The 25826-nt window shown below is 62.4% G+C and carries 23 protein-coding genes; 10 read left to right on the top strand and 13 right to left on the bottom strand.

Annotation, left to right across the window (positions count from 1 at the left end; translation table 11 throughout):
* Positions 1–11 precede the first annotated feature (11 nt).
* From DMP08_RS05675 to DMP08_RS05690, 4 genes are all read right to left on the bottom strand, one after another.
* Complete coding sequence (locus tag DMP08_RS05675) at positions 12–692, bottom strand: TorD/DmsD family molecular chaperone (RefSeq protein ID WP_123191987.1); 681 nt, start codon at positions 690–692, stop codon at positions 12–14.
* A 66-nt stretch (positions 693–758) separates the two neighbouring features.
* A complete protein-coding gene (locus DMP08_RS05680; RefSeq protein ID WP_123191988.1) occupies positions 759–1337 on the bottom strand; it encodes a 4Fe-4S dicluster domain-containing protein in 579 nt (192 codons plus the stop codon).
* A 15-nt stretch (positions 1338–1352) separates the two neighbouring features.
* Positions 1353–4064 (bottom strand): molybdopterin-dependent oxidoreductase, encoded by a 2712-nt coding sequence (locus DMP08_RS05685; RefSeq protein WP_123191989.1) that lies wholly within the window; start codon positions 4062–4064, stop codon positions 1353–1355.
* Between the two features lie 278 nt (positions 4065–4342).
* On the bottom strand, positions 4343–5179 hold the full coding sequence (locus tag DMP08_RS05690; RefSeq protein ID WP_123191990.1) for a TrmH family RNA methyltransferase: 837 nt from the start codon (positions 5177–5179) through the stop codon (positions 4343–4345).
* 152 nt (positions 5180–5331) lie between these two features.
* Here DMP08_RS05690 and DMP08_RS05695 point away from each other — a divergent pair, with 152 nt between their 5' ends.
* The gene (locus DMP08_RS05695) at positions 5332–5910 is read left to right on the top strand and encodes a hypothetical protein (protein ID WP_123191991.1); all 579 of its coding nucleotides are present in this window, start codon (positions 5332–5334) and stop codon (positions 5908–5910) included.
* On the opposite strand, the gene qatD is transcribed toward DMP08_RS05695, so the two are convergent.
* Positions 5907–6719 (bottom strand): Qat anti-phage system TatD family nuclease QatD, encoded by an 813-nt coding sequence (gene qatD, locus DMP08_RS05700; protein WP_123191992.1) that lies wholly within the window; start codon positions 6717–6719, stop codon positions 5907–5909. The genes DMP08_RS05695 and qatD overlap by 4 nt on opposite strands.
* Complete coding sequence (locus DMP08_RS05705) at positions 6716–7450, bottom strand: tRNA threonylcarbamoyladenosine dehydratase (protein WP_123191993.1); 735 nt, start codon at positions 7448–7450, stop codon at positions 6716–6718. The genes qatD and DMP08_RS05705 overlap by 4 nt, the downstream gene beginning before the upstream one ends.
* Before the next feature lie 554 nt (positions 7451–8004).
* Here DMP08_RS05705 and DMP08_RS05710 point away from each other — a divergent pair.
* Both DMP08_RS05710 and DMP08_RS05715 read left to right on the top strand, forming a co-directional pair.
* Complete coding sequence (locus tag DMP08_RS05710) at positions 8005–9480, top strand: ATP-binding cassette domain-containing protein (protein WP_123191994.1); 1476 nt, start codon at positions 8005–8007, stop codon at positions 9478–9480.
* Between the two features lie 121 nt (positions 9481–9601).
* The gene (locus DMP08_RS05715) at positions 9602–10216 is read left to right on the top strand and encodes a helix-turn-helix domain-containing protein (RefSeq protein WP_123191995.1); all 615 of its coding nucleotides are present in this window, start codon (positions 9602–9604) and stop codon (positions 10214–10216) included.
* On the opposite strand, the gene DMP08_RS05720 is transcribed toward DMP08_RS05715, so the two are convergent.
* A complete protein-coding gene (locus tag DMP08_RS05720; RefSeq protein WP_123191996.1) occupies positions 10200–11264 on the bottom strand; it encodes a hypothetical protein in 1065 nt (354 codons plus the stop codon). The genes DMP08_RS05715 and DMP08_RS05720 overlap by 17 nt on opposite strands.
* A gap of 192 nt (positions 11265–11456) precedes the next feature.
* On the opposite strand from DMP08_RS05720, the gene DMP08_RS05725 reads away from it, so the two are divergent.
* Entirely contained in the window at positions 11457–13094 is a 1638-nt protein-coding gene (locus DMP08_RS05725) for an FAD-binding protein (protein ID WP_123191997.1), read from the top strand.
* A 6-nt stretch (positions 13095–13100) separates the two neighbouring features.
* On the opposite strand, the gene DMP08_RS05730 is transcribed toward DMP08_RS05725, so the two are convergent.
* Entirely contained in the window at positions 13101–13523 is a 423-nt protein-coding gene (locus DMP08_RS05730) for an RrF2 family transcriptional regulator (RefSeq protein ID WP_123191998.1), read from the bottom strand.
* Between the two features lie 235 nt (positions 13524–13758).
* On the opposite strand from DMP08_RS05730, the gene sufC reads away from it, so the two are divergent.
* From sufC to sufU, 5 genes are read left to right on the top strand one after another with little or no spacing between them, the layout of a single operon-like run.
* Complete coding sequence (gene sufC / locus DMP08_RS05735; RefSeq protein WP_123191999.1) at positions 13759–14586, top strand: Fe-S cluster assembly ATPase SufC; 828 nt, start codon at positions 13759–13761, stop codon at positions 14584–14586.
* Between the two features lie 10 nt (positions 14587–14596).
* Positions 14597–16009 (top strand): Fe-S cluster assembly protein SufB, encoded by a 1413-nt coding sequence (sufB, locus tag DMP08_RS05740; protein WP_123192000.1) that lies wholly within the window; start codon positions 14597–14599, stop codon positions 16007–16009.
* Positions 16009–17265 (top strand): SufB/SufD family protein, encoded by a 1257-nt coding sequence (locus DMP08_RS05745; protein ID WP_123192001.1) that lies wholly within the window; start codon positions 16009–16011, stop codon positions 17263–17265. The genes sufB and DMP08_RS05745 overlap by 1 nt, the downstream gene beginning before the upstream one ends.
* Complete coding sequence (locus DMP08_RS05750; protein WP_123192002.1) at positions 17262–18488, top strand: aminotransferase class V-fold PLP-dependent enzyme; 1227 nt, start codon at positions 17262–17264, stop codon at positions 18486–18488. Before DMP08_RS05745 ends, DMP08_RS05750 begins: the two co-directional genes overlap by 4 nt.
* Entirely contained in the window at positions 18481–18912 is a 432-nt protein-coding gene (sufU, locus tag DMP08_RS05755) for a Fe-S cluster assembly sulfur transfer protein SufU (protein ID WP_123192003.1), read from the top strand. Before DMP08_RS05750 ends, sufU begins: the two co-directional genes overlap by 8 nt.
* Here sufU and DMP08_RS05760 read toward each other — a convergent pair.
* From DMP08_RS05760 to DMP08_RS05780, 5 genes are all read right to left on the bottom strand, one after another.
* Complete coding sequence (locus DMP08_RS05760; RefSeq protein WP_244596830.1) at positions 18902–19264, bottom strand: helix-turn-helix transcriptional regulator; 363 nt, start codon at positions 19262–19264, stop codon at positions 18902–18904. The two genes, sufU and DMP08_RS05760, sit on opposite strands and share 11 nt — an antisense overlap.
* A 331-nt stretch (positions 19265–19595) precedes the next feature.
* Positions 19596–19970: a VOC family protein gene (locus DMP08_RS05765; RefSeq protein WP_123192004.1), complete on the bottom strand. Its 375-nt coding sequence runs from the start codon at positions 19968–19970 to the stop codon at positions 19596–19598.
* Positions 19971–20310: 340 nt separating this feature from the next.
* Positions 20311–21240 (bottom strand): cysteine synthase A, encoded by a 930-nt coding sequence (cysK, locus tag DMP08_RS05770; protein WP_123192005.1) that lies wholly within the window; start codon positions 21238–21240, stop codon positions 20311–20313.
* Between the two features lie 105 nt (positions 21241–21345).
* On the bottom strand, positions 21346–22710 hold the full coding sequence (locus DMP08_RS05775; RefSeq protein ID WP_123192006.1) for an MFS transporter: 1365 nt from the start codon (positions 22708–22710) through the stop codon (positions 21346–21348).
* 6 nt (positions 22711–22716) lie between these two features.
* Complete coding sequence (locus DMP08_RS05780) at positions 22717–24168, bottom strand: M20/M25/M40 family metallo-hydrolase (RefSeq protein WP_123192007.1); 1452 nt, start codon at positions 24166–24168, stop codon at positions 22717–22719.
* A 79-nt stretch (positions 24169–24247) separates the two neighbouring features.
* Between DMP08_RS05780 and DMP08_RS05785 the strand changes: the two genes are divergently transcribed.
* Entirely contained in the window at positions 24248–25750 is a 1503-nt protein-coding gene (locus tag DMP08_RS05785; RefSeq protein ID WP_123192008.1) for a helix-turn-helix transcriptional regulator, read from the top strand.
* Positions 25751–25826 lie beyond the last annotated feature (76 nt).

The following is a 25826-nucleotide window of genomic DNA, read 5'->3' on the forward strand; positions in this document are numbered from 1 at the left end:
GCCCCGGTGGACTATGCGTCAATCACGGCAATGAGCTCTTTCAGGATATCGCCATCGCTGAAGCAGACTTCGCGAGTCAGAGCCGCAGCACTTGGGTAAAACCGGCTTACGCCATGAGGTGCGCGGCTATTCAATCGATCGACGAATGCAGGCAGCCATGCATGCAGGTGCTCCTCAAGGAAGCGATCCTGGGTCAAGAGCATATCGGCCATTTCGTCTCGATTGCCCGCATTCCACGCCTCAAGCGTTTTTTCGGCAAGCGTTGCCATAAAATCCAACTCGATTCCCACATGGTCATCCGCTTCATGGGGATACCCCGCGGCCTGAAAACCAGCAGCACGATACGCTTCTCGGACATCAAGCGTGCTTTGCTGGAACAGCAAATCCTCTCCGACAACATACACCGACTCCCAAAGCGGTGCAGGAATCTCGCCCGGCCCGATGAACAACTTCACGTATTCGCTCTTCAATGCATCCACATCTTGATCTTCGAGAAGCTCCAGCAAGAGGCGATGTCCATCGACAAGACGCGAATCATCGGAATCAGCTAGATCGAGCGCTTCGCGCACCCGATCACTTTGCACCGTGGAAAGCAAACCTTCATCGGGTTCGAATGCAAATAAACGCCACAGATAGCGGTACAAAAAGCAGCGATTTGCAAGGACAACCGCTACAGCATCGTCGTTATTCATGATACCCCCTCAAGGGGCCGCGGTGCGAGGGAGGGTTTACACCGCGGCCCGTACATGGATGGCGCGCTACAGAGAAACAGGTCGATAATCCTGCTCCAAAGCGGCCGGCTTCGGATTGATCAAGGTGCAAGGGCTGGTTTCAGCCGAGTTCGGCAGAACGGCAACATCGCTCACGGCTTCCGGATGCGCAGCCAGAAGCTCATCATAAGAGCCAAATTCAATGGCGCGCATCGGACATGCGGCGACGCATGCCGGGACTTCGCCATTTTTGCGCAACTGAATGCAGCCGTCGCACTTGTGCGTGAGCTTGCTCTCCTCAATATATTGAGGCACGCCGTAGGGACACGCTTTAACGCAGTACTGGCACCCGATGCACTTGCTGTCGTCATGCTGGACGGTGCCATCTTCTTCATCAATGTACATGGCACTATTAGGACACGCCTCGACGCAGGCAGGATTCATGCAGTGGTTGCAGGTGGCAGCGAAGCTATATAGACGAGCCTCGGGATATGCTCCCGTTTCAAACGTATGAACATGCCTGAACAGCGTACCCACGCCAAGAGCATTTTTATCTTTGCATGCTACTTGGCACGTACGACAGCCCGAGCAGCTCGTGAGATCAAAATAGAATCCCTGTTTGGTCATTGCTATCTCCCTTCCTTAATCCAGCGCCGGCATGTTGCAGGGATCCGTCTCGCTGTCAGGCTTAAGCGCCTCTTCCGTCCATTTCTCATAGTTCACCAAAACGGTGTTGTACGAACCAAGCATAGGCTGAGGCGATTCCACACTGCCAGTCAGAACGTTCTCATTGCCGCCATGATCGATGCCCGTCTTCGGGTCGATCTTCGGCCATCCGCCGTGCGGAAGAGCGATGCAACCAGGCATAATCGACTCGAGCACGGTAGCATTGCGCAGTACTTTTCCGTACTGGTTGTACACGAGCACCGTATCGCCGTCCGAAATACCCTTTTCAGCAGCGTCAGAAGCATTGATAAACACCGGGTTAACAAATGCTTCACGCACCCAAGGTAGGTTCTCGAACACTGTATGAGCGCGACGCAGATAATGGGGGGTGAACATTTGGAACGGATACTCGCCCTTCGCCTTGCTTCCCCAATCAGAGAACGAAGCTTCGTAACCATCGACAGGCTTGTGATACGTTGGGTATGGTTTGTACTCTTCGTCCATATACCCAACCATGTTGTAGGAGTCAGCCTTCGCCTGGCAATAGATCTCGAGCTTACCGCTTGCCGATTCGCGTGGATTGTTTTCCGGATCGTTGCGGAAGGCTTCGTAGGCAATAAAGCCATAGTTGTCGCCCTGCTTGCGCTCAACCTGATAGCCTCCACGCTCGGCAAACTCCTTGATCGTAATGCGACCTTTCTGGTGCTCGCACGTAGCATCCCCGAAGCGCTCTTTGTAGTATGCAAGGCCCTCGTCGTCAATGGTTACGAGCGGTTCGGGCGTTACGCCATCTTCGCCCACAACCGTCGCACCCTTGATGGCCACTAGGAACATCTGAGCAGGGGTTCCTGCGAAGAGCTTTTCTTTAGGAAGACCGAGCTTTTCAGCAAGAAGCAAGCTTAACTCGTAATCAGTTTTCGCCTCAAACAAAGGCTCGCATACCTGATTGGGGAAGTAGAGCATTTCACGACCATGGCACATGCTCGCCGTAGCCATAACCGTGTCGACCAGCGAGCACTTCACCTCCCAAGCGGTCGTTGCGGGCAAAACGATATCGCTGTACTGCGCGGAAGGATTGAAATCATAGCTTGCCGTAATAACAGTTTCGACTTTGCGATACGCCTCAACCGCCTTGTTCACGTCAACGCGAGACTGGAAGAAGTTCGCACCATGGTTGACAATAAGCCGCACGTCGATCTCTCGCCACTCGCCCGGCTTCGTTGCCATCTTCGGGCCAACGATGTTTCCGCTATAGTAGTAACGACCTTCAACAATAGCCCGGTTGATTTGAGCGCTCGGCAACAGGTCGTCAATGGGATTCATCATGGAGTCCATGGCCTGCAAGCTTGTTGCACCCCACGACACAAGGTAAGAGCCGCTGTTGCCCGCCTCGTATTGATAGGCGGATCCGCATGCATGCCCAGATTTGCCCATATGACCGCCCATAGCGCCAACGGTCAAATACAGCTGAGGAAGATCCTCGGCGCCGTTGCAGCGCGCCGCAGCATAGCTGTGCAGAATCATAACCTTCTTTTGGCACGACATCTCACGCGCATACCACTGGATATCCTCCACCGGCGTGCCGCACATTTCATGCGCCCACTCAGGTGTCTTGGGAATTCCATCGTACTCGCCCAGAACATAGGAACGGAAGTTCTCATCCACTTTCGCATCTGCGGGCATGTGATCGGAATCGAAGCCAACTGTGCAGCGATTCAAGAAATCCCAGTCGATAAGAGGATTGGACTCGCTGTCTTCAGTGAGCATAGTGTAAGCGACCGCCAGCAAAAAGGCTGTATCGGTTCCCGGACGGACGCGAATCCAGCGAGCGTCGAGCAACTGCGCAGATACATTGTAGCTGGGACCCACATAGACGAACTGAGTGCCGCCCTTTTTCGCGTTCATGAATACGTACGAAGGGTTTCCAGGCGATGCCCATACCGGATTGCAGCCGTACAGGACAACAGTCTCCGCATTAAGCACGTCGAACCGGTCATTGGTGGAGCACAAGTCCGGCTCGTAGGTGTGGTACGTCGTACCCAACATGAGAGGACCGGCGTACCAAGATCCGAAGGAGTCGGTGGCCTGACTGCTGATATGGCCTCCCATAAGATTCAAAATGCCGCCAAGAGGACCCGTCCCATACGAGTTCATATACACCGAGCGCGGCCCGAAGTCCGCATACATGCGCTTTATTTCGCTTGCGACAAGATCCAGCGCTTCATCCCAGCTGATGCGCTCCCATTCGTCAACGCCGCGCAGCTCGCGCTTGCCACCCCCGTTCGGCTCCCAGTTTTTGCGCTTCATAGGATATTTGATGCGCTGAGCCGAAAACACCTGCTGCTGCTGAGAACGCCCCCGCAAACAACCGCGCTGCTGAAGATATTCCCACGTATCCTCATGCACGTCATCGGTTTTTTGACGTACGATAACGCCGTCTTTTACCAGAACTTTGTTAAAGCAACGGCCTCCGCAGTTATGCCAACATGGAGCAGACAACCATTCGCCTTCAACCAGATTGCGCTCGCTCGGCTGAGAAGCAGTCTCCTTTGCAGGCTCAACCTTGGGCGAGCAACCCGACAAAGCAGACGTTGCAGCCAAGGCGGCCGTGGCCGCCAAACTCCCCTGGACAAACTTCCTACGATCAATTTCGCAGGCGCTTCGAGCTTTTTCCAAATAACCCGTCATCGCTCCTCCTACACTCGTCTTCTCCCCCTGGAAACGCACTTCCAGCATACGACAAGTCTACGAAGCCGAAAGATTAATGGCTATGCAGGCACTCTTGAGTCTTTCTTACCAACTTATTTCCAAATCCTTAACGAACCCTCCGCAATCATGACGTCGCGCGACGGATTCCGGCCCCCTACCAACATTCGGCACATGACCGACCGAACGCGTCTGCAACGCTTTGTCAACCTGGATTACTCTGCTTACGGGGACGCAACTCCGTCAAAGCCGCTTCGTCTCTATCGCCACTTCGTGCGCAGCTCCCAAAAGGCAACGGCGCTGGCAGCGGCCACGTTCAGGGAATCCACGTCGTGGTCCATGGGGATCTTCACCGTGTAGTCGCACGCCGCCACGGTAGCCGGAGCAAGGCCGTCGCCTTCGGTGCCCAGCACGAGCGCCAGCTTCTCGCATGCGCGCAGGCGCGCGTCGTGCAGCGGGATCGAATCGTCGGAAAGCGCCAACGCTGCAGCCTTGAATCCCAGGTCGTGCAGCAAGGCAACGCCTTCGACGGCCCATTCGCGCACGCTGCCGATGCGCGTCCACGGCACCTGGAACACCGTCCCCATGGACACGCGCGCCGCACGACGGTACAGCGGATCATGGCACGAAGGCGTGACCAACACGGCATCGATGCCGAGCGCGGCGGCGGAGCGGAACACGGCGCCGATGTTCGTGTAGTTCGTGATGTCCTCCAGCACCGCAACGCGGCGCGCATCGGCCAGCAGATCTTCCACCGACGGAAGCGGCGGACGCTCGAACGCCGCCAACGCCCCGCGCGTCACCTGGTAGCCGGTCAGCGCGTGAAACCGCTCGCGCGTTGCCACGAACGCCGGAAGTTCGGGGTCGATCCGCAGCAGCCGATCGATCAGCGGCATCGTCTGGTCGAGCCAGCATTCTTCCACGAACAGCGAAACCGGGCGCGCGCCGGCGGCGAGCGCCCGTTCGATCACCTTGCGCGACTCCCCTATGAACAAGCCGCCCTCAAAGTCCGGGCAATCCCGCAGCTGCGCATCCGTCATGCCGGAGTACACCGCCAAGCGCGCGTCGTCCAAACCTTCCAAATGAATCAGCGGCATAGCTTCCCCTTTCAGTCGGCGAACATGGTACCACGCAAGCGGAAGCGTCGAGCGTATGACGAATCCGCCCCGTTGCAATCGCGCAGTCTCCCACCGCCCCGCGATGCCCTATACTTCTCGCATGTAACGGGCACGGATTCAAAGGGGGCCTTATGGCCGCAACCGTCAAAACGCTTTTGGAGCACCACGGCGAACTGTACTGGGGCACGCGCCAGGCAAATCCGGGATACCACTACGGGCTGTCGCTCGACATCGGAGAAAACGGCGTTGCCGCACGGGTGGTCTACGTGATGAGCGACCTCGACGAGAACGACGACCCCGTCGTCACGCCCGAGATGCTCATGTCGTGCTACACCGTGGATGACCTGGAAGCCAACGGCATCGTCCTGAGCGACCTCATGGACGAAGACGACGGCTCCGTCAAGGGCTGGTACTGCATCGAAGAGTCGCTCTTCCCCGAAAACCAGGTTGAAGCGCTGCAGGAGAGCAACGCTCAGCTCGACGGCTATCTGGACATCATGCTTGACATCATGCTCATTTCGCCCGAAGAGGTAGCGGCAGGCATGCCGTCGCTCGACGACATCTCGTTTTTCGACCTTCTGAGCGAGCTTGAGGGAATCGCGGAGCGCATCGATTCTGGCGCTCTGGCGAAACCGCTGCCGTTCAACTTCCGCCTTGTAGGCGATGCGCTGTTCGGCTGGGAATTCGCCGACGAAGAGGACTGGCGCTAACGCACAAGCAACGATGCGCTGGTAGCGGCAATCCGCATGCCCAGATCAGCAGCCGATTCGTCGCGCAAACCCGCAAGATCGGCCAACGTGCGCTCAAGAAGCCCTCTCCAGACACCGGCTTCAAGGGACGCGCCCGGCGAAGAAGGCTCGTCGGTCTCCAACAGCAAGCGCTCGCGGGGCAGGCCGCGCGCATAAGCGCGCCCGCGCTTCGTGGCCAGCATGCGCGGGCCTACCGAAAAGAAGCAGCCGAGCCGTATCGCGCGCTGCAGATCGCCGGACGAGCCCGAGAACCAATGGAACACGCATGCGTTGCCTTCTGTCGCGCGATGTCGTTCGAGCGCATCGAGGACCGCACCCGCCGCGCGTACGGCATGGAGCGTTAGCACTTTGTCCCCCCGCTTGACGCATGCAGAGACCACGCGATCGAACGCGCGCTCCTGCGCTTCACGCGACGCAACGTGCCTCGCACCGAAGTCCAGTCCGATCTCGCCGATAAACCGGGCCGATCCTACCAACCGTTCGAACGACTCCAACGCTTCGCCCCCGTCGCCCGTTTCGCTTCCGGCCACCCACCAGGGATGCAGGCCCAAGCCAACGCGCACGTTGCCGCACGCCGCCAATTCCTGCACGGCGCGCTCGTAGCCCTCGGGCGTCACCGTTGCCGACAGGGCGCTCACCCCAAGCTCGTCAAGACCGACCGCAAGCGAAGCCGCATTCGGCGCGAAGTCCACATGGCAGTGCAGGTCGAAAAGGCGCATCGACGAAACGTCGCCGTCGACCACCGAAGATGCCGTCCCCAAAATGGTCATCGACCGATTCCCGCCAGCTCGCGAAGCACCTCGCCCGCGATCATCTGCCCCATGATAGGCGGCACGTACGACGCCGTTCCCAGGTTCGACCGCTCGCGCCGCGCGGCGCCTTCGCGCACTGGCACTTCGACCGGCTGCTCGCATGAATACAGCACCCGCAGGCTGCGAATGCCGCGCTTGCGGCCTTCCTTGCGCATGATGCGGCACAGCGGGCAGTTCACCGTTTCGTACACGTCGGCTGCGCGAAAGCACTCGGGATGCAGCTTGTTCGCCGCCCCCATGCTGCTGATCAGGCGCACGCCCTCGCGATCCGCATATTCCGCGATCGCCAGCTTCGTGGAAATGGTGTCGATCGCGTCCACCACGTAGTCGGCGCGCACGCCGAACTCGCCCAAAAGAGCAGGGACGTTCTCGGCCAGCACGAACGTGTCCAGCGCCTCTACCTGGGCGTTCGGGTTGATGTCGGCCACCATGGCGCGCACCACCTCCGTCTTCTTGCGCCCGATGGTGCTATGAAACGCGATGGCCTGTCGATTGATGTTGCTCGCCTGCACCACATCGTGGTCCACCACGATCAAGCGCCCCACGCCGCCACGTGCGAGCGCTTCGACGCAGTTCGACCCCACGCCGCCCAAGCCCAGCACCATAACGGTGGAGGCGGCCAGGCGCTCAACGCCTTCGCGGCCCATGATCAACTCGAGTTTCGATACGGCATCGTCTGCAACGCTCATGGCAATCCTTTCTATCGGCGAACATGGTAGCATTGCGCCGCTCCGAAACGAAGCGGCGGACGGGAGCTGGGCGCAAATCGGCACCCGTGACAAAAAAATCGTGCGGCGAAAACGTCTTTGAGACGACTCGTCAGCAAAAGGCCTGGTCCCATTTTGATCTGCGGCCGGAGAACGGGCTCGTGCTCTCTGAGAATTGTCACAGGTCCCGATTCGCGCCCACATTTGGAATGGCGCGCATCCGCGCTTTATGGCCGACGACCCCGCCATGCCCCCGAAGCGCTTGCCCGCGCGCCCGGACGCGTGCTACACTCGCACGGCAACGTTTCGCGGACGCTCCCATGCCAAGCGCCCGCCACTCCAAGGAGAGCGATACATGAAGTTCTAGCGATGCCCCAACCCCGACGTATCCCGGCGCCCACACGGCGCTCGGCCCTGCGCGGACTCGCATCGCAGATCCATACGCTCGACCCAACGCCCACGCGCCGCTCAGCGCGTCAGCGAGCCCCCTATGCGAACATCCGCATGCAGGGCCTCCGAACTCACAGGAGGTCTTCATGGTTCTCACCTTACACGATATCGGCTACACCTACCCCGGGTCGCCCGCACCCGCCATCGAGCATGTCTCGGCTACGTTTGCCGAAGGCTGGTGCGGCGTCATCGGCGATAACGGCTGCGGGAAGAGCACGCTTGTGCGCATCGCATGCGGCCTGGCCCAACCCGACGTCGGCAGCATCTTTCCCCAGCGCACGGCAACGTACTGCCCTCAAGACGCCGTTACCTCGCCCGACTTGCTGTACGACTTCGCATGCGATTTCTCTCGCCGCGCAATCGCGCTGCGCGAGAATCTGGGCATTGGAGACGATATGCCCTGGCGGTTCGACGAACTCAGCTTTGGGGAACGCAAGAAGGTCCAGGTAGCCGTGGCGCTTTGGCAAAGCCCCGACATACTGGCGCTCGACGAGCCCACGAACCACGTGGACGCGCCCTGCCGCGCCGCCATTGCGCAGGCGCTCAAGGGCTATCGCGGCATCGGCATCCTCGTATCGCACGATCGCGATCTATTGAACGCCCTGGTCGAACGCTGCCTTATGTTCGAAGCCGGAACTTGGTCCATGCGCCCGGGAACCTACGACGAAGCGCGCATGCAACACGAGCGCGAACGAGCCGAAGCCCTGGCCAAACGAGCAACCGCCAAGCGAGAAGCCGAACGCCTGGCGGCCGAAGCGAACGAGCGGGCCCGACAAGCCGCGCGAACGGCAGCCCGGCTGAGCGCCCGGCACCTGGACAAGCACGATAGCGACGGCAGGGAAAAGCGTCGGCTTGCCGTGTACTCCGGGCAGGACGGCAAGACCGGCGCGCTCGCGTCGAACATGGACGCGCGCGCCGGACGAGCCCGACGGGAAGCGCAGGGCATCCGCACGGCGAAACGCTACAACGGGTCGCTCTGGCTGGAGTCGAAACCCCATCCGCGCGCAACGCTCCTGTTCATGGACGAGCACGTCATCCCCTGCGGACAGGGTCGGCTCACGCTTCCGAAACTCGTCCTCGGAAACACCGACCACATCGGCATCTCGGGACCGAACGGCGCGGGCAAATCGACGCTCGTGCGCCACCTGCTCCAACAGCTTCTCAACGATATCGCCGTCCTGACGATCCCGCAGGAAGTATCGCCCGCCGAAGCAAGGAGCATCGCGAACAGCCTGCTTTCAACCGACGAGGCCCGCATGGGACGCCTGCTTTCGATCGTCACCCAGCTCAACTCGAACGCGAAGCGCATCCTGGCCGGCAGCGATGTGAGCCCGGGCGAGCTGCGAAAATTGATGCTGGCCCAAGGCATGCTGGACGAGCCGGCGCTCATCGTGATGGACGAGCCCACCAACCACCTGGACCTGCATTCGGCAGAAGCGCTCGAACGCGCGCTTGCGGCCTACCCCGGCGCGCTCGTTGCCGTATCGCACGACCAAGCGTTCCTGACCGCTTGCACCAGCACGCGCTGGCACGTGGAAGAAGGGCGCGTGAGCGTGCAATGACCGACTTCATCCCCGGCACTCCACGAAGCGTAGGTTGCCCGCACGCGAAAGCAGCCCCATACTCGATGCAATCGAAACAGGGGCGTTGCAAACCGCCCACGACCACCGAACGGAGCACTCCATGTCCACCTACATTACCGGCGACACCATCCGCAAGCTGCGCGAACGAAAAGGCTGCACGCAACGCGAGCTTGCCAACCGCCTCGGCGTCACCGACAAAGCGGTTTCCAAATGGGAAACGGGAAAAGGACTTCCCGACATCACGCTGGTCGAGCCTTTGAGCGCGGCGCTCGACGTGTCGGTGGCCGAACTGCTTTCGGGAGAATGCGCCCACAACTCGAACCGCTGCGCCAACATGCTGCGCACACGCTTCTACGTCTGCCCCCTCTGCGGCAACGTCGTCCATGCAACCGGCGAGGGCGCGTTCAGCTGCTGCGGCATCCTGCTCCCCGCCCTCGATGCCGAAGAGGCGGACCCCGCCGACAGCGCGCATCACCTGGAAATCGACGTGGTGGAACACGACTTCTACGTAACGATGGGCCACCCCATGACAAAGCAGCACTTCGTGAGCTTCATCGCCTACGCCACAACGGACCGTCTGCACTTGCGAAAGCTGTACCCGGAACAGGCGGCCGAAGCACGGTTCCCCATCATGGGATCGGGAACCGTTTACGCTTTCTGCAACCAGCACGGCCTGTTCAAGGCGAAGGCCGCACGGCCTAAGCCGTCACGCTAGCCGAGCTGCCCGCCGGGCCCGCGGCGGCTTGAGCGCTCGCCGGAGCGGTCGAACCCGTGGAGGACCCGGAGCCCGAACCCGTCGCAGAACCCGAGCCGGACGAACCGGAACTGCCACCCGAAGTCGAACCCGATCCCGATCCGCTGCCGCCGTCAGCCGGCCCGCCAGCATCGGTGCCGCCAGCGCCCCCCGACCCGGTGCCGGCGCCAGAACCCGATCCGCCCGCCGCGCCCGAACCGGATCCGCCCGCTCCCGAAGAGCCAGAACCGTCGCCGGTGCCGGTGCCGGCGCTGCCGGAATTCGATCCGTCGGCGCCCGGCGAACCCTGCTGGCCGGCCGAAGATCCGGATCCCGCGGAAGAGCCCTCGCTTTTGCCGGGCTTCTGCGTGTCGGCGCTTGCGGCCGACCCCGACGAACCGGCTTGCCCCTGCCCGGTCGAAGCACCGCCCACGTCCTGCGGAGCCTCTTGCCTCTGCACCGAAACGAGCGGCTCCGGCCGCGCGCCGAAGCCCTCGCCCTGCGTGATCAGATTGACCGCAAAGGCCGAGATCAACACCGCCGCCACCGCCGACGCGGCAGATACCGCGACGATCTTGCGCTGCGTCCTGCGCTTGCGTTCGCGATTGTCGCGAACCCGCTGCGCCGTCACGTCGCCAAGAAGCGCGGCATCGCCGATCCGAGGCGTGAGCGACCGGCGCACGGTCACCGGTCGCAGAACCGCCGTTTCGCCGACGGGCGACAAGGCGACGGTCGACGCGGCGCGCGAATCGTCATCGGATCCATATCCAGGGTCGCCTGGCTTCAGCTCGCGCAGCTTTTCGGCTGAGGCGGTGAAGAACTTCTTGTACAGTTGCGACGCCACCGCCGAAACGATGGAGCCCACGCCCACGCCGATCACCGATCCGTAAATGCCTATTTGAGACGCCAGCAACATGGAGGTAACGGCTGCGAGCGCGCCGGCGACCACCTGCGGCAACGACAGGTCGTCGAACAGCGCGCGCAGCGAACCGCCCTTCCCGGGGTTGTCATCGCGTGCATTCCGTTCCATCGTGCGTCCTCCTTGCGAACCCCAACGTTCGCCCGTTCGTTTTCTCGTCTTCGAACATACCCCACCCATGTCGTATGCTTATGTGGTTCATCCAATCGTTATCAGCAAGCCACAGAACGTCCAATCCTCTACCGCGATGCAGTGCCGCGCGGAGCGCGGACGGTGGAACGCGAACATGGAAGGCGAGACTGTATGCACCTGAACCGACCGAAGCGCTTCGATGTCCTTGTGATAGGTTGCGGCATAGCCGGAACCATGGCGGCAATCTCGGCGGCACGCGCGGGAGCGCGCACGGCAATCGCCTGTCTGGGACCCCTGTTCTCGGGCTCGAGCTTCTACCCGGGCACCTGGGGCCTGGGGTTCATCGGTCCCGAATCGCCCTCCGACGAAGCCGACCTTGCAGACCGCATTCTCGACGTGGGCTGCGGCATGGCCGACCCCGCGTTGGTCGCGTCGTTCGTCGGCGGCATCTCCGATGGACTCGCGCAGCTGGAAGCGCTTGGCATGACGCTCAAGAAGCCCGCACGTGCACAGGAGCGCGAATTCATCCCCTGCTTCGACCGCAAGCACCGTCTATGGAGGGGCATCGAGCGCGGCCCGTTCGAGCACGCCATGGCCGCCGAGCTTGATCGCTTGAACGTAACCGTGCTCCCTCGCCAAGAATTGATCGACCTGGCCATGCAAGAAGGAACCGCCACGGGAGCCGTGCTGTTCGACCATGCGGCGCAGTCGTTCGAACTGGTCCCGGCCGGCGCCGTCGTGCTTGCCACGGGCGGCTACGGCGGACTGTTCGAGCGCCGGCTCACGGCGGACGACGTGCAGGGAACCGCCCAAGCCGTTGCGCTGCGCAGCGGCTGCACGCTCGTCAACCTGGAGTTCATGCAGATGATGCCGGGGCTTGTTCATCCAAAGAGCGGCATCGTGTTCAACGAAAAGACGTTTCGATTCGCCCAACTGTTCGACGCGGAGGGGCGCGACGCGCTGCGCGAGGTGCCGGACGCTCGCTTTGCGCTGGAAGCGCGATCGGGCCACGGACCCTTCACAGCCCGGCTCGCATCGCGCGATGTGGACCTTGCGCTGGCGAACGCAGGCTCGAACGGCCTGACCGTGCGCTACCGCTTCGACAGCTCCTGCCAACTACCCGAATTCGTGCGCACGTACTTCGACTGGCTGGAGAAAGACTGCGGCATCCGGATCGACGACGAGCTGGTCATCGCCCCCTACGCCCATGCGGCGAACGGCGGCGTCCTCATCGACGAGCATGCGGCAACCGGCGTCGACGGGCTTTACGCCTGCGGCGAGGCAACGGGCGGCATGCACGGCGCCGATCGCATCGGCGGCCTTTCAAGCGCGAACGGCATCGTGTTCGGTTTGCGAGCAGGAGTCTCGGCGGCAGCATGGGCCGGAAAAACAGGGGCGCAAAGCAGCCGTCAGCCTCACGTTCGCGCCGCATTCGAAGGAATCGGCATCGAAAACGGCGTCGACATCCGCAAGGCGCTGAGACGCATCATGACCGAGCACTGCATGATCGCACGAAGCGAGCATGGGCTGAATGCAGCGCAGAAAGCCTTGGAGGACTTGGCCGAGCAGGCCGAATCCGCAAAACGCCGAACCGAAGATCCTCGGCAAGCTGCGGAAACGGCGCGCACCCTAGCCCAACTGACCCTCGCAAGGTCTATCGTGAAAGCGGCACGAACGCGCACTGAAAGTCGCGGCGCCCATTACCGCCTCGACTTCCCCGCTTCGGACCCCCGCCAAGCTCGACCGCTTGCCATCGACCTTGGGAAAAACGGCGACCTTGTGGCGCGCCCGCTGGATCGGCGTCGCTGAACGACGTCACGAACGCACCGCCGGAACCATTGCCAGATCGGCCAAGGTCACGCCGTCGACATAGTCCTCTATCGTCTTGTCGAGACCAGCCCAGAAGCGAACGGTGGTGCACTCCGACAAACGCGGGCATCGCTCGTCGCCGTCAAGACCCATGCACGCCACCGGGGCCGTGCTGCCCTCAACCGCGCGCAGCACGTCTCCGGCCCTGATGGCAGCCGGGTCGTCCGCCAGTACATAACCGCCTCCTTTGCCGCGGACGCTACGAAGCAGTCCTGCCTGAACAAGCGGGCGGGCAAGCTGCTCAAGGTATTTGAACGAGATGTCCTCCCGTTCGGCAACCTCGCGCAACGCAACCTTCGCCCCGTCTCCCGCCTGGGCCACGCACACCATGAGCCGCAACGCATAACGGCCCTTCGTCGATACGAGCATCGAAACTCCTTCCCTCCACGCCGCACGAGCTCCGGCAAAATCGGCACGCCGGTCGCACCGGGCACCGAACGTTTTGCATAAATTCTATCAACTTTCTAGGATTAATGCTTGACTTTTCACGGTATCGGTTTATTTTAATCCTAGCAAAACTATATGATTAACTTACGACGAGAGATTTCGGGCGATGCGCCTCCCAAGGCGCGCCACCCGCCCCGAACACGAAAGGAACGTTCGCATGACCGGAAAAAGCCCGCTCCTGTCCGTACAGGGGCTTACCGTCTCAGCCAACGACAAAGCCATTCTCAACGACATACATCTGAACATCGGAGCCGGGGAAACCCATGTCATCATGGGGCCGAACGGCGCCGGCAAGTCAACGCTCGGGCACGTTGCCATGGGCAGTCCCGTTTACACCGTCGAAAGCGGCACGATACGGTTCGACGGTCGAGATATCACCGACCTCGCCCCGGACAAACGCTCGCATGCGGGGCTGTTCCTCAGCTTCCAGGCGCCGGTCGAGATACCAGGCGTCCCAGTTTCCAGCTTTCTGCGCGCCACCGCAGCAGGTCGCGAAGGATCCGCCATGAAGGGCAAGCTGTTCCGCAAGCACGTGCGCGACCTTGCGCAAGAGCTGGACATGGATCCCGCCTACCTCGACCGGGAGCTGGGCGTGGGCTTCTCCGGCGGTGAGAAGAAGAAGCTCGAGATGCTGCAGCTTTTGCTGCTGCGACCGAAGCTCGCCATCCTGGACGAAACGGACTCCGGCCTTGACGTGGACGCCCTGGGCGTAGTCTCGCGAGGCATCGATGCGTACCGCCGCTCGTGCGAAGGCACGCTGGTCATCATCACCCACAACACCCGCATCCTGGAGCGGTTGGACATCGACCGCGTCCACGTGCTGGTGCGCGGGCGCATCGTCGAAAGCGGCGATGCATCGCTCATCCGCGAGATAGACTCCCACGGCTTCGAGCGCTTCGAGCTCATGGACCAGGCAGACGCCGCGTGCGCCAATGCGGCGAGCACCGGTTGCGATGCGCAGCATGGCTGCACCACAACCGCGTAGGGAGGAAGCCATGACGAAGCAACGAACGCACGTCGACGACATCGATCGCAGCCTCTACGATTTCGCGAACGACGAAACCGGCATCGAGCGCCTTGACGCGGGCCTTACGCCGTCCATCGTGCGCGAGATCTCCGAACGCAAGAACGAGCCCGGCTGGATGCTGGACTTTCGCCTGCGATCCCTCGATACGTATCATCGTATGAAAAGCCCTGACTGGGGCCCCGGACTGGGCGGGCTCGACATGGACGACATCGCCACGTACGTAAAGCCCCGCACGGAAATGCAAAGCGACTGGGACAGCCTTCCCGACGACGTCAAAAACACGTTCGACCGACTGGGAATACCCGAAGCGGAGCGCGAGTACCTTGCCGGCGTGGGAGCGCAGTACGATTCCGAACTGGTCTACCACAACATGCAAGACACCGCGGCCGGTATGGGCATCGTCTACTCCGGCATCGAGGAAGCGCTGCTGGACCAGGATTGGGAGCCGCTCATCAAGGAAAGATTCATGACGCTCATCCCGCCTGCCGATCACAAGTTCGCCGCGCTGCATGGCGCAGTATGGAGCGGCGGCTCGTTCGTCTACGTTCCGAAGGGCGTGAAGCTCGACTTCCCCCTGCAAAGCTACTTCCGCCTGAACGCGAAGGGGGCCGGTCAGTTCGAGCACACGCTCATCATCGTGGAAGACGGAGCCGACCTGCATTTCATCGAGGGCTGTTCCGCGCCGAAATACAACGTGGCCAACCTGCACGCCGGCGCGGTGGAGCTGTTCGTCGGCAAGAACGCGCGCCTGCGCTACTCGACCATCGAGAACTGGTCGAAGAACATGTACAACCTCAACACCAAGCGCGCCCGCGTAGACGAAGGCGGGTCCGTGGAGTGGATCAGCGGCTCCTTCGGCAGCCATGTGGGCTACCTCTACCCCATGTCCATCCTTGCCGGACGGAAAAGCACCTGCACGTTCACCGGCATCACCTTCGCCGGAGCGGGGCAGAACCTCGACACGGGCTGCAAGGTGGTGCTTGCCGCGCCCGATGCGTCCGCGTCCATTGAAACGAAATCCATCTCGAAAGGCGGCGGCATCTCGACGTTCAGGTCGTCCATCGTAGCTACCAAAGCAGCGAAAGGATCCGCGGCCAGCGTATCGTGCCAGTCGCTCATGCTCGACGATCTCAGCCGCTCGGACACCATCCCGGCCATGGACATCCGCTGCAAGCACGTGGACATCGGCCACGAGGCCACCATCGGCCGCATCGGAGACGACAAGGTCTTCTACCTGATGAGCCGCGGCGTATCCGAGGAGGAGGCGCGCACGATGATCGTGAACGGCTTCGCCGACCCCGTGTCGAAGGAGCTGCCCCTTGAGTACGCCGTGGAAATGAACAACCTGATCAAGCTTGAAATGGAAGGGGCCATCGGATAATGGAAACCCTCACGATAGAACACGCGAACGCCATGCCCGCCCCCACGTGGCACAGGCTTCGCATGAACGATGTGACCATCGAGCTGCCCGCCGACTTGGAACATGCGCGTTGCGTGGAGACGGTTGCGCCGTCGTCGCTCGTCGGCAAGGCGAACGCGTTCGACCATGCGCTCGAACGCGCCCAGGCAGCGCTTGACGAAAGGACGCCCGCATCGGAAGCCGAGCCTCGGGCCATCGTCGCGGCAGCCTGCGGCACGACCGACCCCGCCGACCTGGACGTTCCCGCGCTTACCCCCTTTCAGCGGGCCGCCGCCGAAAGGGAGCTGGAAAACAGCATGGTGGAGGCGTTCGAAACGGGCATGGGCCATCAAGCGCGGGAATATCTTGAATTCGCAGCGGGAGAGCCCATCGTGCTGGCCACGAGCCCGGGAGAAACCGCGCACGCATCCATTCGCATCGAAGGCGTCGACGGCGCGGTCAACGCAGCCGCCATCGACCTGGTCGCAGCGCCGAACTCGTCGCTTGCGCTTACCGTCACGATGGACTCCCCCCGTGCCGGCGAAGGCGCGGTCGGGACGCGCATCCGCGCGTTCGCCGGCGAAAACGCGCACATCGACCTTGCCTGCACGCAGACGCTCGACGACTCCTGGACGGCGCTCGACGACACCGGCATCGTGCTCGACCGAAACGGCCGCATGACCGTGCGCCACGTCGTGCTGGGCGCGGGCCGCAGCTACACGGGCCTCGCAGCCGACCTGCGAGGAGACGACGCGCGCTTGGATGCGGACACGCGCTATCTAGGGCACGCCCAGGAGCAGCGGGATTTCAACTACGTAGCGCATCAGCGGGGACGCCGCACCACCTGTGCTTTCAACGCCAACGGCGTGCTGGCCGGAGCGTCCTCGAAAACGCTGCGCGGAACCATCGAGCTTGCGCACGGGTGCAAAGGATCCGAAGGGTCCGAGCAGGAAACCGTCCTTCTCGCCGATGAGCGCGTGGAAAATCGCACGGTGCCCGTGATCCTCTGCGACGAAGACGACGTGGCCGGAAACCACGGTGCCACGATCGGGCACGTGCGCCCGGAGCAGCTGTTCTACCTGGCCAGCCGAGGGGTATCCCCCGACGCAGCCGAGCGCCTGTTCGTCACCGCCAGCTTCGAGGAGGCGGCGTTCAGCGCCAAGGACGACCGAACGCGCGCCGCCGTAACCCGCCTAGCCGCTGCGCGCGGCATCGTTTTCGAGGAGGCAACCGCATGAGCGTCGACATCGCCGCCAATCCGTACCGCAAGGACTTTCCGCTGCTCGAGGCAAACCCGAGCATGGCCTTTCTGGACAGCGCCGCCACGGCGCAGCGGCCCGCTGCGGTTCTGGACGCCCAACGCGCATTCTACGAGACCATGAACGCAAACGCGCTGCGCGGCCTCTACCGGCTTTCAGTGGACGCCACCCAGGCCATCGACGAGGCTCGCGCGCGCATCGCCCGCTTCATCGGCTCTCACGACGCGCGCGAACTGGTATTTTGCCGCAACGCCAGCGAAGCGCTCAACCTGGTCGCGAAGGCTTTCGCGCCCACGGTGCTCGAACCGGGCGACGAAGTGTGCGTCACCATCATGGAGCACCATTCGAACCTCGTCCCCTGGCAACAAGCATGCCGCAACACAGGGGCCAGCCTCGTGTACCTGTATCCCGACGAAAACGGCGTGATCACCGACGAAGAACTGGATGCGAAGATCGGGCCGAAGACCAAGATCGTAGCCGCCGCGCACGTGTCGAACGTCCTTGGCATCGAGAACCCTCTGGCGGCCATGGCCGAGCGCGTTCATGCTCAGGGGGGCTACCTGGTGGTCGACGGCGCCCAGTCGGTGCCCCACATGCCCGTGGACGTGCACGCGATTGGCTGCGACTTCTTCGCGTTCTCGGCGCATAAAGCGTTCGGGCCCTTCGGCGTGGGCATGCTCTGGGGCAGCCTGGATCTGCTTGAAGAGATGCCCCCGTTTCTCACGGGCGGCGAGATGATCTCGTCGGTCACGCAGATCGACGCCGTCTGGGCTCCCGTGCCCGAAAAGTTCGAAGCGGGCACGCAGGACGCCGCGGGCATCGCCGCGTCCGCTGCAGGCATCGCGTATATCGAGAGCATCGGCTGGGATGCCGTGCAAGCACGCGAGCAGGCGCTCGTGCGCGCATGCATGGATCGTTTGGCAGAGCTTCCCTACGTCCGCGTTCTCGGTCATCCCGACCCGGCGCAGCACCACGGCGCTGTCAGCTTCAACGTAGACGGCATACACCCGCACGACGTGGCCAGCATCCTCGACGAGCACAACGTTGCGATTCGCGCCGGCCAGCACTGCGCGCAGCCGCTGCTGACATGGCTAGGGGAAGAGTCGTGCTGCCGAGCCTCGCTGGCGCTCTACAACGACGAAAGCGATATCGAGGCGCTGATCGTTGGGCTCGACACCGTTTGGAGGATCTTCAATGGCTAGCATCTACACCGCGGCGCTCATGGAGCACAACGCGCACCCCGACTACAAGTACCGGATGGACGAGCCCACGTGCACGCACGATGGCGTGAACCCCAGCTGCGGCGACGAGCTGACGCTGGCGCTGCGCCTGAGGGGCGACGTGATCGAGGAAGCCGCCTTCACCGGCCACGGCTGCGCCGTGAGCCAGGCGGCGGCCGACATGATGGCCGACCTGATCACCGGCGAAACCATCGCCGAAGCGCAGCGCCTTTCCAGCCTCTACCTGGACATGATCAAGGGTCGCCCGCTCACCGACGAAGAGCGCGCCGACCTCGACGAGGCAGCCGAGCTCGAGTCCATCGCCCGCATGCCCGCCCGCGTCAAGTGCGCCGAACTTGCCTGGCGCACCCTGGAGAAGCTGCTAGAGAAGGAACTCACAACTTAAAAACGCCCTGGAAGCGAGCGCCCAGCATCACGATCCGCCCCGTTGATCGGAGTCGGCTTGGCAATGTCCCGAGCTCTCGCATCAGTCGGTTGCATCGAACCACATTGGCGCCCTCGACGACAGACGACCCTGCGGAAGCCGCTTCGCGTCCGGCGAGGTCACCACGCACGAGGTCGTCGAGAGAGCAGCCGAACAGATCGCATATCTTGATAAGCTTGTCCATTTCGGGATAGCTCTTCTCGGCCTCCCATTTCGCCACTGACTGGCGACTCACGCCGATTTGCTGCGCCAAATCCGCCTGGCTCATATCCTGTAGGTCGCGCAGATGCTGAAGGTTGTCTCGGAAGCTCATGGGCGTCTCCTCACGCTCGCAAAACATCGTGCTCACGCCTTGCATCATGCACCGTGCGAAAGGGGCGCTGCAACCAACTTGCGGATGCTTTTTCGCGAACGGATGACAACCGACAGTTGTCTTTCCTGATCAACCCGCATCTTCACCTTCGCGAACCGAGATGAACGCCCTATGCGCAGCGATTAGCAACGCGCTCCCGCCGGGCAAAAGCTGCCGGAAACCCCAATCAAGGAGTCCTGCCGCATGTCGCTGCGCACGCTCGTAGGCCCGAACAGGAAAGGACGCCCCCGCCCCCCGTCTGATGCGAGGCGGAGGCGTCCTTTGCGTACCGCTACTCGGCGTAGTCGTGGATCACGGCTTCGATGTTGTTGCCCTCGGCATCGAGGACGAACGCCGCATAGTAGCCGGGATGATAGTCGCGGAGACCGGGCGCACCGTTATCGGTGCCGCCAGCGGCAAGCGCCGCCTCGTAGAAAGCCCTCACCTGGTCGGCGTTCTTCGCAAGAAGGGCAACGTGCGCGGGGACAGGCTCGGCGCCTTCGGACAGCGGAGCCACCCACACGTCGCCCGGCTCGCCCTCCACGTGCAGCTGCAGGCCGCCGGGATACTCGATGCCCCGCACGTAGCCGAGCGGCGCCAGCGCCGCCGTGTAGAACGCCTTGGCGCCTTCGACGTCCTTCACTTTCACGCTTGTGTGATCGATCATCGCGAACCTTTCTCTCAGGAATGCCGTCGCACGCAGTGTACCACGCGCGACGCGGCGACCGCGGGCAGCCCCGCGTGCGACGACTCGCGACGAAAGACGCCGAGCCAATGCCGGCACCGCCCGTCCGCCCGCCCCATGTTGCGCCCAAGCCCGACCATGTACCAACCCGCATAGCAACTCGGGTGCAATTCGCTACCGCAAAATGATATTGTCGCCCGAAACGTACGGTTTTCGGCTCGATTCCGTCCGTTTCGGGCGACAATGCATCTTGCAGCAAAAAAGTCCGCCGCAGGTCGTTCGAACCTGCGACGGACCCTTCTTGTTGCATCGTCCCCGAACGTTAGAAGTCGAACATCGCCGTCGAGAGGTAACGCTCGCCCGTATCGGGAAGGATCACCACGATAGTCTTCCCCTCGTTTTCCGGACGACGCGCCAGCTCGGTGGCAGCGGCCACGGCCGCGCCCGAAGAAATGCCCACGAGCAGGCCTTCCTTCGCCGCCAGTTCGCGCCCGGCCGCGAAAGCGTCCTCGTCGGCCACGGCGATGACCTCGTCGTACACGTCGGTGTTCAGCGTGTCGGGCACGAAGCCCGCGCCGATGCCCTGGATCTTGTGCGCGCCCGCGCGTCCCTCGGACAGCACCGGCGAAGTCGCGGGCTCCACGGCAACTACCCGAACGTTCGGGTTCATGCGCTTCAGGTACGCGCCCGTGCCGCTCACCGTGCCGCCCGTGCCCACGCCCGCCACGAAGATGTCCACATCGCCGCCGGCAGCTTCCCAGATTTCCGGCCCCGTGGTGGCCTCGTGCACCGCCGGGTTCGCCGGATTCACGAACTGGCCGGGAATGAACGAGTTGGGAATCTCGGCCGCCAGCTCGTCGGCGCGCGCGATGGCGCCCTTCATGCCCTGCGCGCCCTCGGTCAACACGAGTTCCGCACCGTATGCCTTCATGAGGTTGCGGCGCTCGACCGACATCGTTTCCGGCATGGTGATGATAAGGCGCATGCCGCGCGCAGCGGCGATAGCAGCCAAACCGATGCCGGTGTTTCCCGACGTGGGCTCGATGAGCACGGTGTCCTGGTCGATAAGCCCATCGGCCAACGCCTGGTCGATCATGGCCTTCGCGATGCGGTCCTTCACCGACCCGCCCGGATTGAACGATTCAACCTTGCCGACGATCTTCGCCTTCAGGTTGTGGTTGCGCTCGTAATTCGTCAGCTCCACCAGCGGCGTAGCGCCGATCAGCTCCGACACGCTCTTGTAAACCGTCATACCTCGCCTGCTTTCTCATCTGCGCCCGGCAAGCTCCCGGCCGACAATCGGCCTCAACCCCGGGCTTCCCTTGTGTCGCAGTAAATCCTACTTTCTTTATAGGTTTTAGTCAAGAACCCCTTCCGGCAAGATCTCGAATCCTTCGGCATCCAGCTGGGGCGCGCCCTCGGCACGTCGCCGGGCCACCAGCCGCTTCGCTGCAGGAATGGACGCCAGCAGCGCCGCGCCCATGACGACGCTCGCCACGATGACCATGATCCACACCGGCGCGAACGATAGGTAGACGTCGAACATCACGCCCGACGCCACCGCTCCCACTGCGGCGCCCAAAAGCTCGAACGCCGTGACAATGCCCGTCACCGTGCCAAGATCCTTCTTGCCGTACTCCTTCACCACCATGATAGGCGGCGCCACCGTGCCCATGCAGGTGGCGAACCCGAAGAACAAACAGGCCAAAATCGGGCCCCAGTCGGTAGCGGGAAACAACAGCATGACGCCGGCCAAAACCGACGTGATCGTGCCGAGGATCGTACCCGTGCGCATGCCCCATCGATCGTAGATGGCGCCGAGCGCCACCTTCGCCACGATGACCACCGCCAGGTAGAATGACCATACGCTGCCGGCCCACAGGGTCGAATGGCCGCCGGTGACCACTTCGGTGCCCCCTACGGTCACACTCGTCATGTTCGCAATGGAGTTCGTGATGATGCAGCCGTTCGTGATGCCCATGGCCACGAACCCGATCACCAGCAACCAGAACGCCGAGCTCGAGCGCAAGGTCTTCCATCCCACCGAAACGTTAACGGGAACGTCGGGCGAGCGATCTTCCTTCACCTGCTCGACCTGGCCCGCGCCGTAAGGGACCATGCCCTTGTCGCTGGGGCGCGTGCTGAACGTTGCCAGCACAAGCGGCAACGCCGCCACCAGGCACACCGCAGCCAGCAGCAGAAACGCCGCGCGCCAGCCCGACGCCTCGATCATGGCGCTCGTGGCCGGGGAGAGCACGACTCCGCCAAGGCCCGATCCTGAAAGCGCAATGGACACTGCCAGGCCGCGCTTGAGCGTGAACCAGTTCGAGATGACCACCGAAACCAGCAAGCGCGTACCGGCGACCACCACCATGCCAGCCACCACGCACAGCGCGTACAGTTGCCAAGCAGCCGTAATGAACGAAAGCCCCACCAGCACAAGAGAGCTGGTCAGCACCGTCACCGCGCCCAGCACGCGCGCCGAGCACGTATCGGTCAGCCGCCCGATCACCAGCGACGCGAACACCGCAACCACCGTGGTGATGGAAACGCCCGTGTTGAACTGCCCCACCGTCAACCCTAGGTCGCGCACGATATGCGTCTGGAACAACGGGATGCAGTTCACGAACACCGTGTAGCACGTTGCCATGATCAGCAGGCCGCCCGCCACAATCCACCAGCCGTAGAAGAATTTTCCCTCGCTCGATCCCGCCTCAGCCATGCTTCCTCATTTCCCCAGCTTATCCAAATGCCGAATGAACTCGATGTAGAACCCCACTCCGCGCTTGAACGCGTCCACGTCCAAATTCTCGTCTTGCCCGTGAATGCGCGTGCGCTGATCGCCCTTGAACAAGATGCCCGCGAACCGGTACGTGCGCGGGCATACGCGGGCAAAATGACGCGCGTCGCTGCAGCTGGTCTGGACATACGGGACAATGCCGGCATCGGGGTATACGGAGCGAATCACGCGCTTCACATAAGCGAACGCAGGATCGTCCTCGAACGGAGACACCGGCGAAGGTTCGCTCACTTCGAACAGGTCGTACGCAGTACGATCGTCAAAACGAGCCTTGATGCGAGCGAGCGCATCCCCCACCGTTTCGCTCGGATCCACGCGTACGTTCACCGTGGCTTTCGCCTGCTTGGAAATCACATTGTGGGCCTTCGACCCTTCAAGCTGCGTGAGCGCATACGTGGTGCGCACCATAGCCGCCGTTTCGGGGTCGCGCTGCATGACGCGCACGACCAAGGGACGAAACAGCCATAAATTGCCGAACACCAAGCGCAGCGCGAAACCACCGTGCGCGGCCAATTCGCGAAGCATTGCCGCCACCGGAGCAGACAGCGCGGAGGCCGGCGGGTTCTTCTGCAAACCGTCCAACCCTGCCACCAGCTTCGCCGCGGCGTCTTCAAGCGAAGGAGTAGCCGCGTGGCCCCCTTCGGAACTCGTGGTGACGCGCGCGTTGAAAATGCCCTTCTCCGCCACGCCCACGACGGCGAACTGCCCGGTCACACCCAAAGGAGGGTTGTCGATAAGCGCGCCGCCCTCGTCCAGGACCAGGTAAGGAATTCGTCCGATGGCCTTGAGGTGATCGACCATGTGGGGAGCCGTATCGCCGCCGTCCTCTTCGGTGTTCGACGAGAAGAAGTAGATGTCGCGAGGAGGAACGTATCCCTCCTCCAGCAAACACTCGGCAGCTTCCATGAGAGCCGCCCAGATGCACTTCGTGTCTACCGCGCCGCGCGCATAGATCTTCCCGTCCGCAATGTCGGCGGCGAACGGATCATGCGACCACCCATGCGGGTCGGCCTCCACCACGTCATGGTGCGCCATGAGCACCACCGGGGCAAGCGCGCGGTCCGCGCCCTTCCATAGAAGCGAGATGCCGTACCCGTCGATCATCTCAAGATCCAAAGACGCGAACACGCGCGGATACAATCGGCGCAGCTTGGGCACGAACTCGTCGAAAGCGCTGTGGTCGGCCTCGGGGTTGCCCGCACCCCACACGGTAGCGCTGCGAAGCATTTCGCGAAAACGCTCGACAGCCTCGTCCGATCCCATAGCCTGACTCTGCGGCAAAGGATCGGAAACGGGCGTCGGCCTGAGCCTTACGGCATTCACCGTCAATACGACTGCGAACAGCGCGACAATCGCAACAAAGCAAACGAACACGATCATATACGGACCCTTCTCTGCGGCATCATGCGGCCATTATAGACCCAACTGCTATAATCCCCCGCAAGGGGAAGGGGATCGGATGGCGCTCATCGACAGGGTTCACGGAGCATCGGGCATCAAAATCATCGTCGGATCGGCGTTTCTTTGGGCGTGGCTCGACGCGCTGTTCATGAGCGCGTTCTTCACGGCGCCCGACACGAAAGGGCTCACGGCCGAGCTGGCCGCCGTGGCCGTGTTCGGCTTCAGCGCCCTCGGATATGCAGCCGCCCTCAAAAAGCCAGGCACCGTCAACAAGCTCATCGCCGGAAAGCGCCTGCCGTTGATCGCGGCGGTGCTGGGAACTACGGGGTCTTTGCTGCTTACGCTTTCGGGCTTCGGGTTCGGCTGGATGCCGCTCGTTATCGGAAGCGCGCTCGTCGCGGCATTCGTGGCCGTGTTCCAGATCGGATGGGGCGCCGCGTACTGCCAGGACGGGGCTCGCACCGCCACGCCCTACGTCGCCGGCGCGTTCGCGTGCGCAGTCGTCATCGACACGCCCATGCTCTTCATGATCCCGGAAGCGTCTGCGGTGTTCTTCTCGCTGCTGCCCCTTATATCGGGCCTGATATTCACCGCGGTACCACCCGACCAGCGAACTTACCGCCGAACCGCCGAAAGCTCGGTTCCCGCGAAGCGCGGCGCGCGAGCCCACCTGAAAACCCACCTGGGAATCTCGATGATGCTCCTATGCGCCGCAGCGCTCGTGCTGACCAGCTTCGGATACTTGCAGCACCTCGTTTCGTTCTCGTCCATCGCCAGCAACGGGTCGCCCGGCGGCGTGATCGTGCAGGTTGCCCGCGGCATAGCAGCCATCCTCATGTTCGGCATCGTCTGCATCGCCCCGCAGCGAGCGAGCGCCGTTTACCGCGTAGGGCTGCTGGCGATGATCGCCGGATTCATGATGATGTCGTTTCTGTTCGGGTCCGAATTGTTTTGGATTGCCGGAGCGGTCATCATCAGCGGCTACACCGCCTTCGACCTGCTAGTATGGGTCGTTTTCTCTCAGATTGCCCACACGCAGTCGCGCGACCCGCTCAAAACCATCGCCGCCGTGCGATTGCTCGCGGTCGTCTGCTACGTCGTGGGGGCCCTTGCGGGCATCCTTTTGGTGGGCAACGACCAATCCATGCACGCGTTCGTCTTCCAAAAAACCACGGCCATCGGCTATTTGGTGGTCATCGCAACCGTGCTGCTGCTCAGCAGCGAGGATATCTGGATGCTGTTCGGCTACACCGCACGCGCAGGGTCGGCCAATCAAGAAGGAATCGGGCAGGAAGAACGCCTGGCCGCATGGTTCGACCGCATCGGGCTCACCGCGCGCGAGCGCGACATCGCGTCGCTTCTGGCCGCCGGTCGCACCCAGCCCTGGATCGCCGACTGCTTGAGCATATCCGAGAACACGGTGGGAACCCACGTGCGCCATATCTACCAGAAAGCAGACGTCCACAATCGTCAAGAGTTTATCGACCGCGCCATTTCCCCCGATCATCCAGCATCACCTGAATCACGTGACCACGTCTCGAACGTCACGGATGTCGCCTGATATTCCAAAATACGGGCATTCGGGCGTTGCGCGGCGCAACCCCTATCCCCCATCTTGAAGCCACGCGAACGAACTC

Source organism: Paraeggerthella hongkongensis (genome assembly GCF_003726035.1).
GTDB classification, from domain to species: Bacteria; Actinomycetota; Coriobacteriia; order Coriobacteriales; family Eggerthellaceae; genus Paraeggerthella; species Paraeggerthella hongkongensis.

Coding starts and splice junctions, on each gene's coding strand:
- DMP08_RS05675 (WP_123191987.1), bottom strand. CDS start 692: ATGAATAACGACGATGCTGTAGCGGTTGTCCTTGCAAATCGCTGCTTT.
- DMP08_RS05680 (WP_123191988.1), bottom strand. CDS start 1,337: ATGACCAAACAGGGATTCTATTTTGATCTCACGAGCTGCTCGGGCTGT.
- DMP08_RS05685 (WP_123191989.1), bottom strand. CDS start 4,064: ATGACGGGTTATTTGGAAAAAGCTCGAAGCGCCTGCGAAATTGATCGT.
- DMP08_RS05690 (WP_123191990.1), bottom strand. CDS start 5,179: ATGCCGCTGATTCATTTGGAAGGTTTGGACGACGCGCGCTTGGCGGTG.
- DMP08_RS05695 (WP_123191991.1), top strand. CDS start 5,332: ATGGCCGCAACCGTCAAAACGCTTTTGGAGCACCACGGCGAACTGTAC.
- qatD (WP_123191992.1), bottom strand. CDS start 6,719: ATGACCATTTTGGGGACGGCATCTTCGGTGGTCGACGGCGACGTTTCG.
- DMP08_RS05705 (WP_123191993.1), bottom strand. CDS start 7,450: ATGAGCGTTGCAGACGATGCCGTATCGAAACTCGAGTTGATCATGGGC.
- DMP08_RS05710 (WP_123191994.1), top strand. CDS start 8,005: ATGGTTCTCACCTTACACGATATCGGCTACACCTACCCCGGGTCGCCC.
- DMP08_RS05715 (WP_123191995.1), top strand. CDS start 9,602: ATGTCCACCTACATTACCGGCGACACCATCCGCAAGCTGCGCGAACGA.
- DMP08_RS05720 (WP_123191996.1), bottom strand. CDS start 11,264: ATGGAACGGAATGCACGCGATGACAACCCCGGGAAGGGCGGTTCGCTG.
- DMP08_RS05725 (WP_123191997.1), top strand. CDS start 11,457: ATGCACCTGAACCGACCGAAGCGCTTCGATGTCCTTGTGATAGGTTGC.
- DMP08_RS05730 (WP_123191998.1), bottom strand. CDS start 13,523: ATGCTCGTATCGACGAAGGGCCGTTATGCGTTGCGGCTCATGGTGTGC.
- sufC (WP_123191999.1), top strand. CDS start 13,759: ATGACCGGAAAAAGCCCGCTCCTGTCCGTACAGGGGCTTACCGTCTCA.
- sufB (WP_123192000.1), top strand. CDS start 14,597: ATGACGAAGCAACGAACGCACGTCGACGACATCGATCGCAGCCTCTAC.
- DMP08_RS05745 (WP_123192001.1), top strand. CDS start 16,009: ATGGAAACCCTCACGATAGAACACGCGAACGCCATGCCCGCCCCCACG.
- DMP08_RS05750 (WP_123192002.1), top strand. CDS start 17,262: ATGAGCGTCGACATCGCCGCCAATCCGTACCGCAAGGACTTTCCGCTG.
- sufU (WP_123192003.1), top strand. CDS start 18,481: ATGGCTAGCATCTACACCGCGGCGCTCATGGAGCACAACGCGCACCCC.
- DMP08_RS05760 (WP_244596830.1), bottom strand. CDS start 19,264: ATGAGCTTCCGAGACAACCTTCAGCATCTGCGCGACCTACAGGATATG.
- DMP08_RS05765 (WP_123192004.1), bottom strand. CDS start 19,970: ATGATCGATCACACAAGCGTGAAAGTGAAGGACGTCGAAGGCGCCAAG.
- cysK (WP_123192005.1), bottom strand. CDS start 21,240: ATGACGGTTTACAAGAGCGTGTCGGAGCTGATCGGCGCTACGCCGCTG.
- DMP08_RS05775 (WP_123192006.1), bottom strand. CDS start 22,710: ATGGCTGAGGCGGGATCGAGCGAGGGAAAATTCTTCTACGGCTGGTGG.
- DMP08_RS05780 (WP_123192007.1), bottom strand. CDS start 24,168: ATGATCGTGTTCGTTTGCTTTGTTGCGATTGTCGCGCTGTTCGCAGTC.
- DMP08_RS05785 (WP_123192008.1), top strand. CDS start 24,248: ATGGCGCTCATCGACAGGGTTCACGGAGCATCGGGCATCAAAATCATC.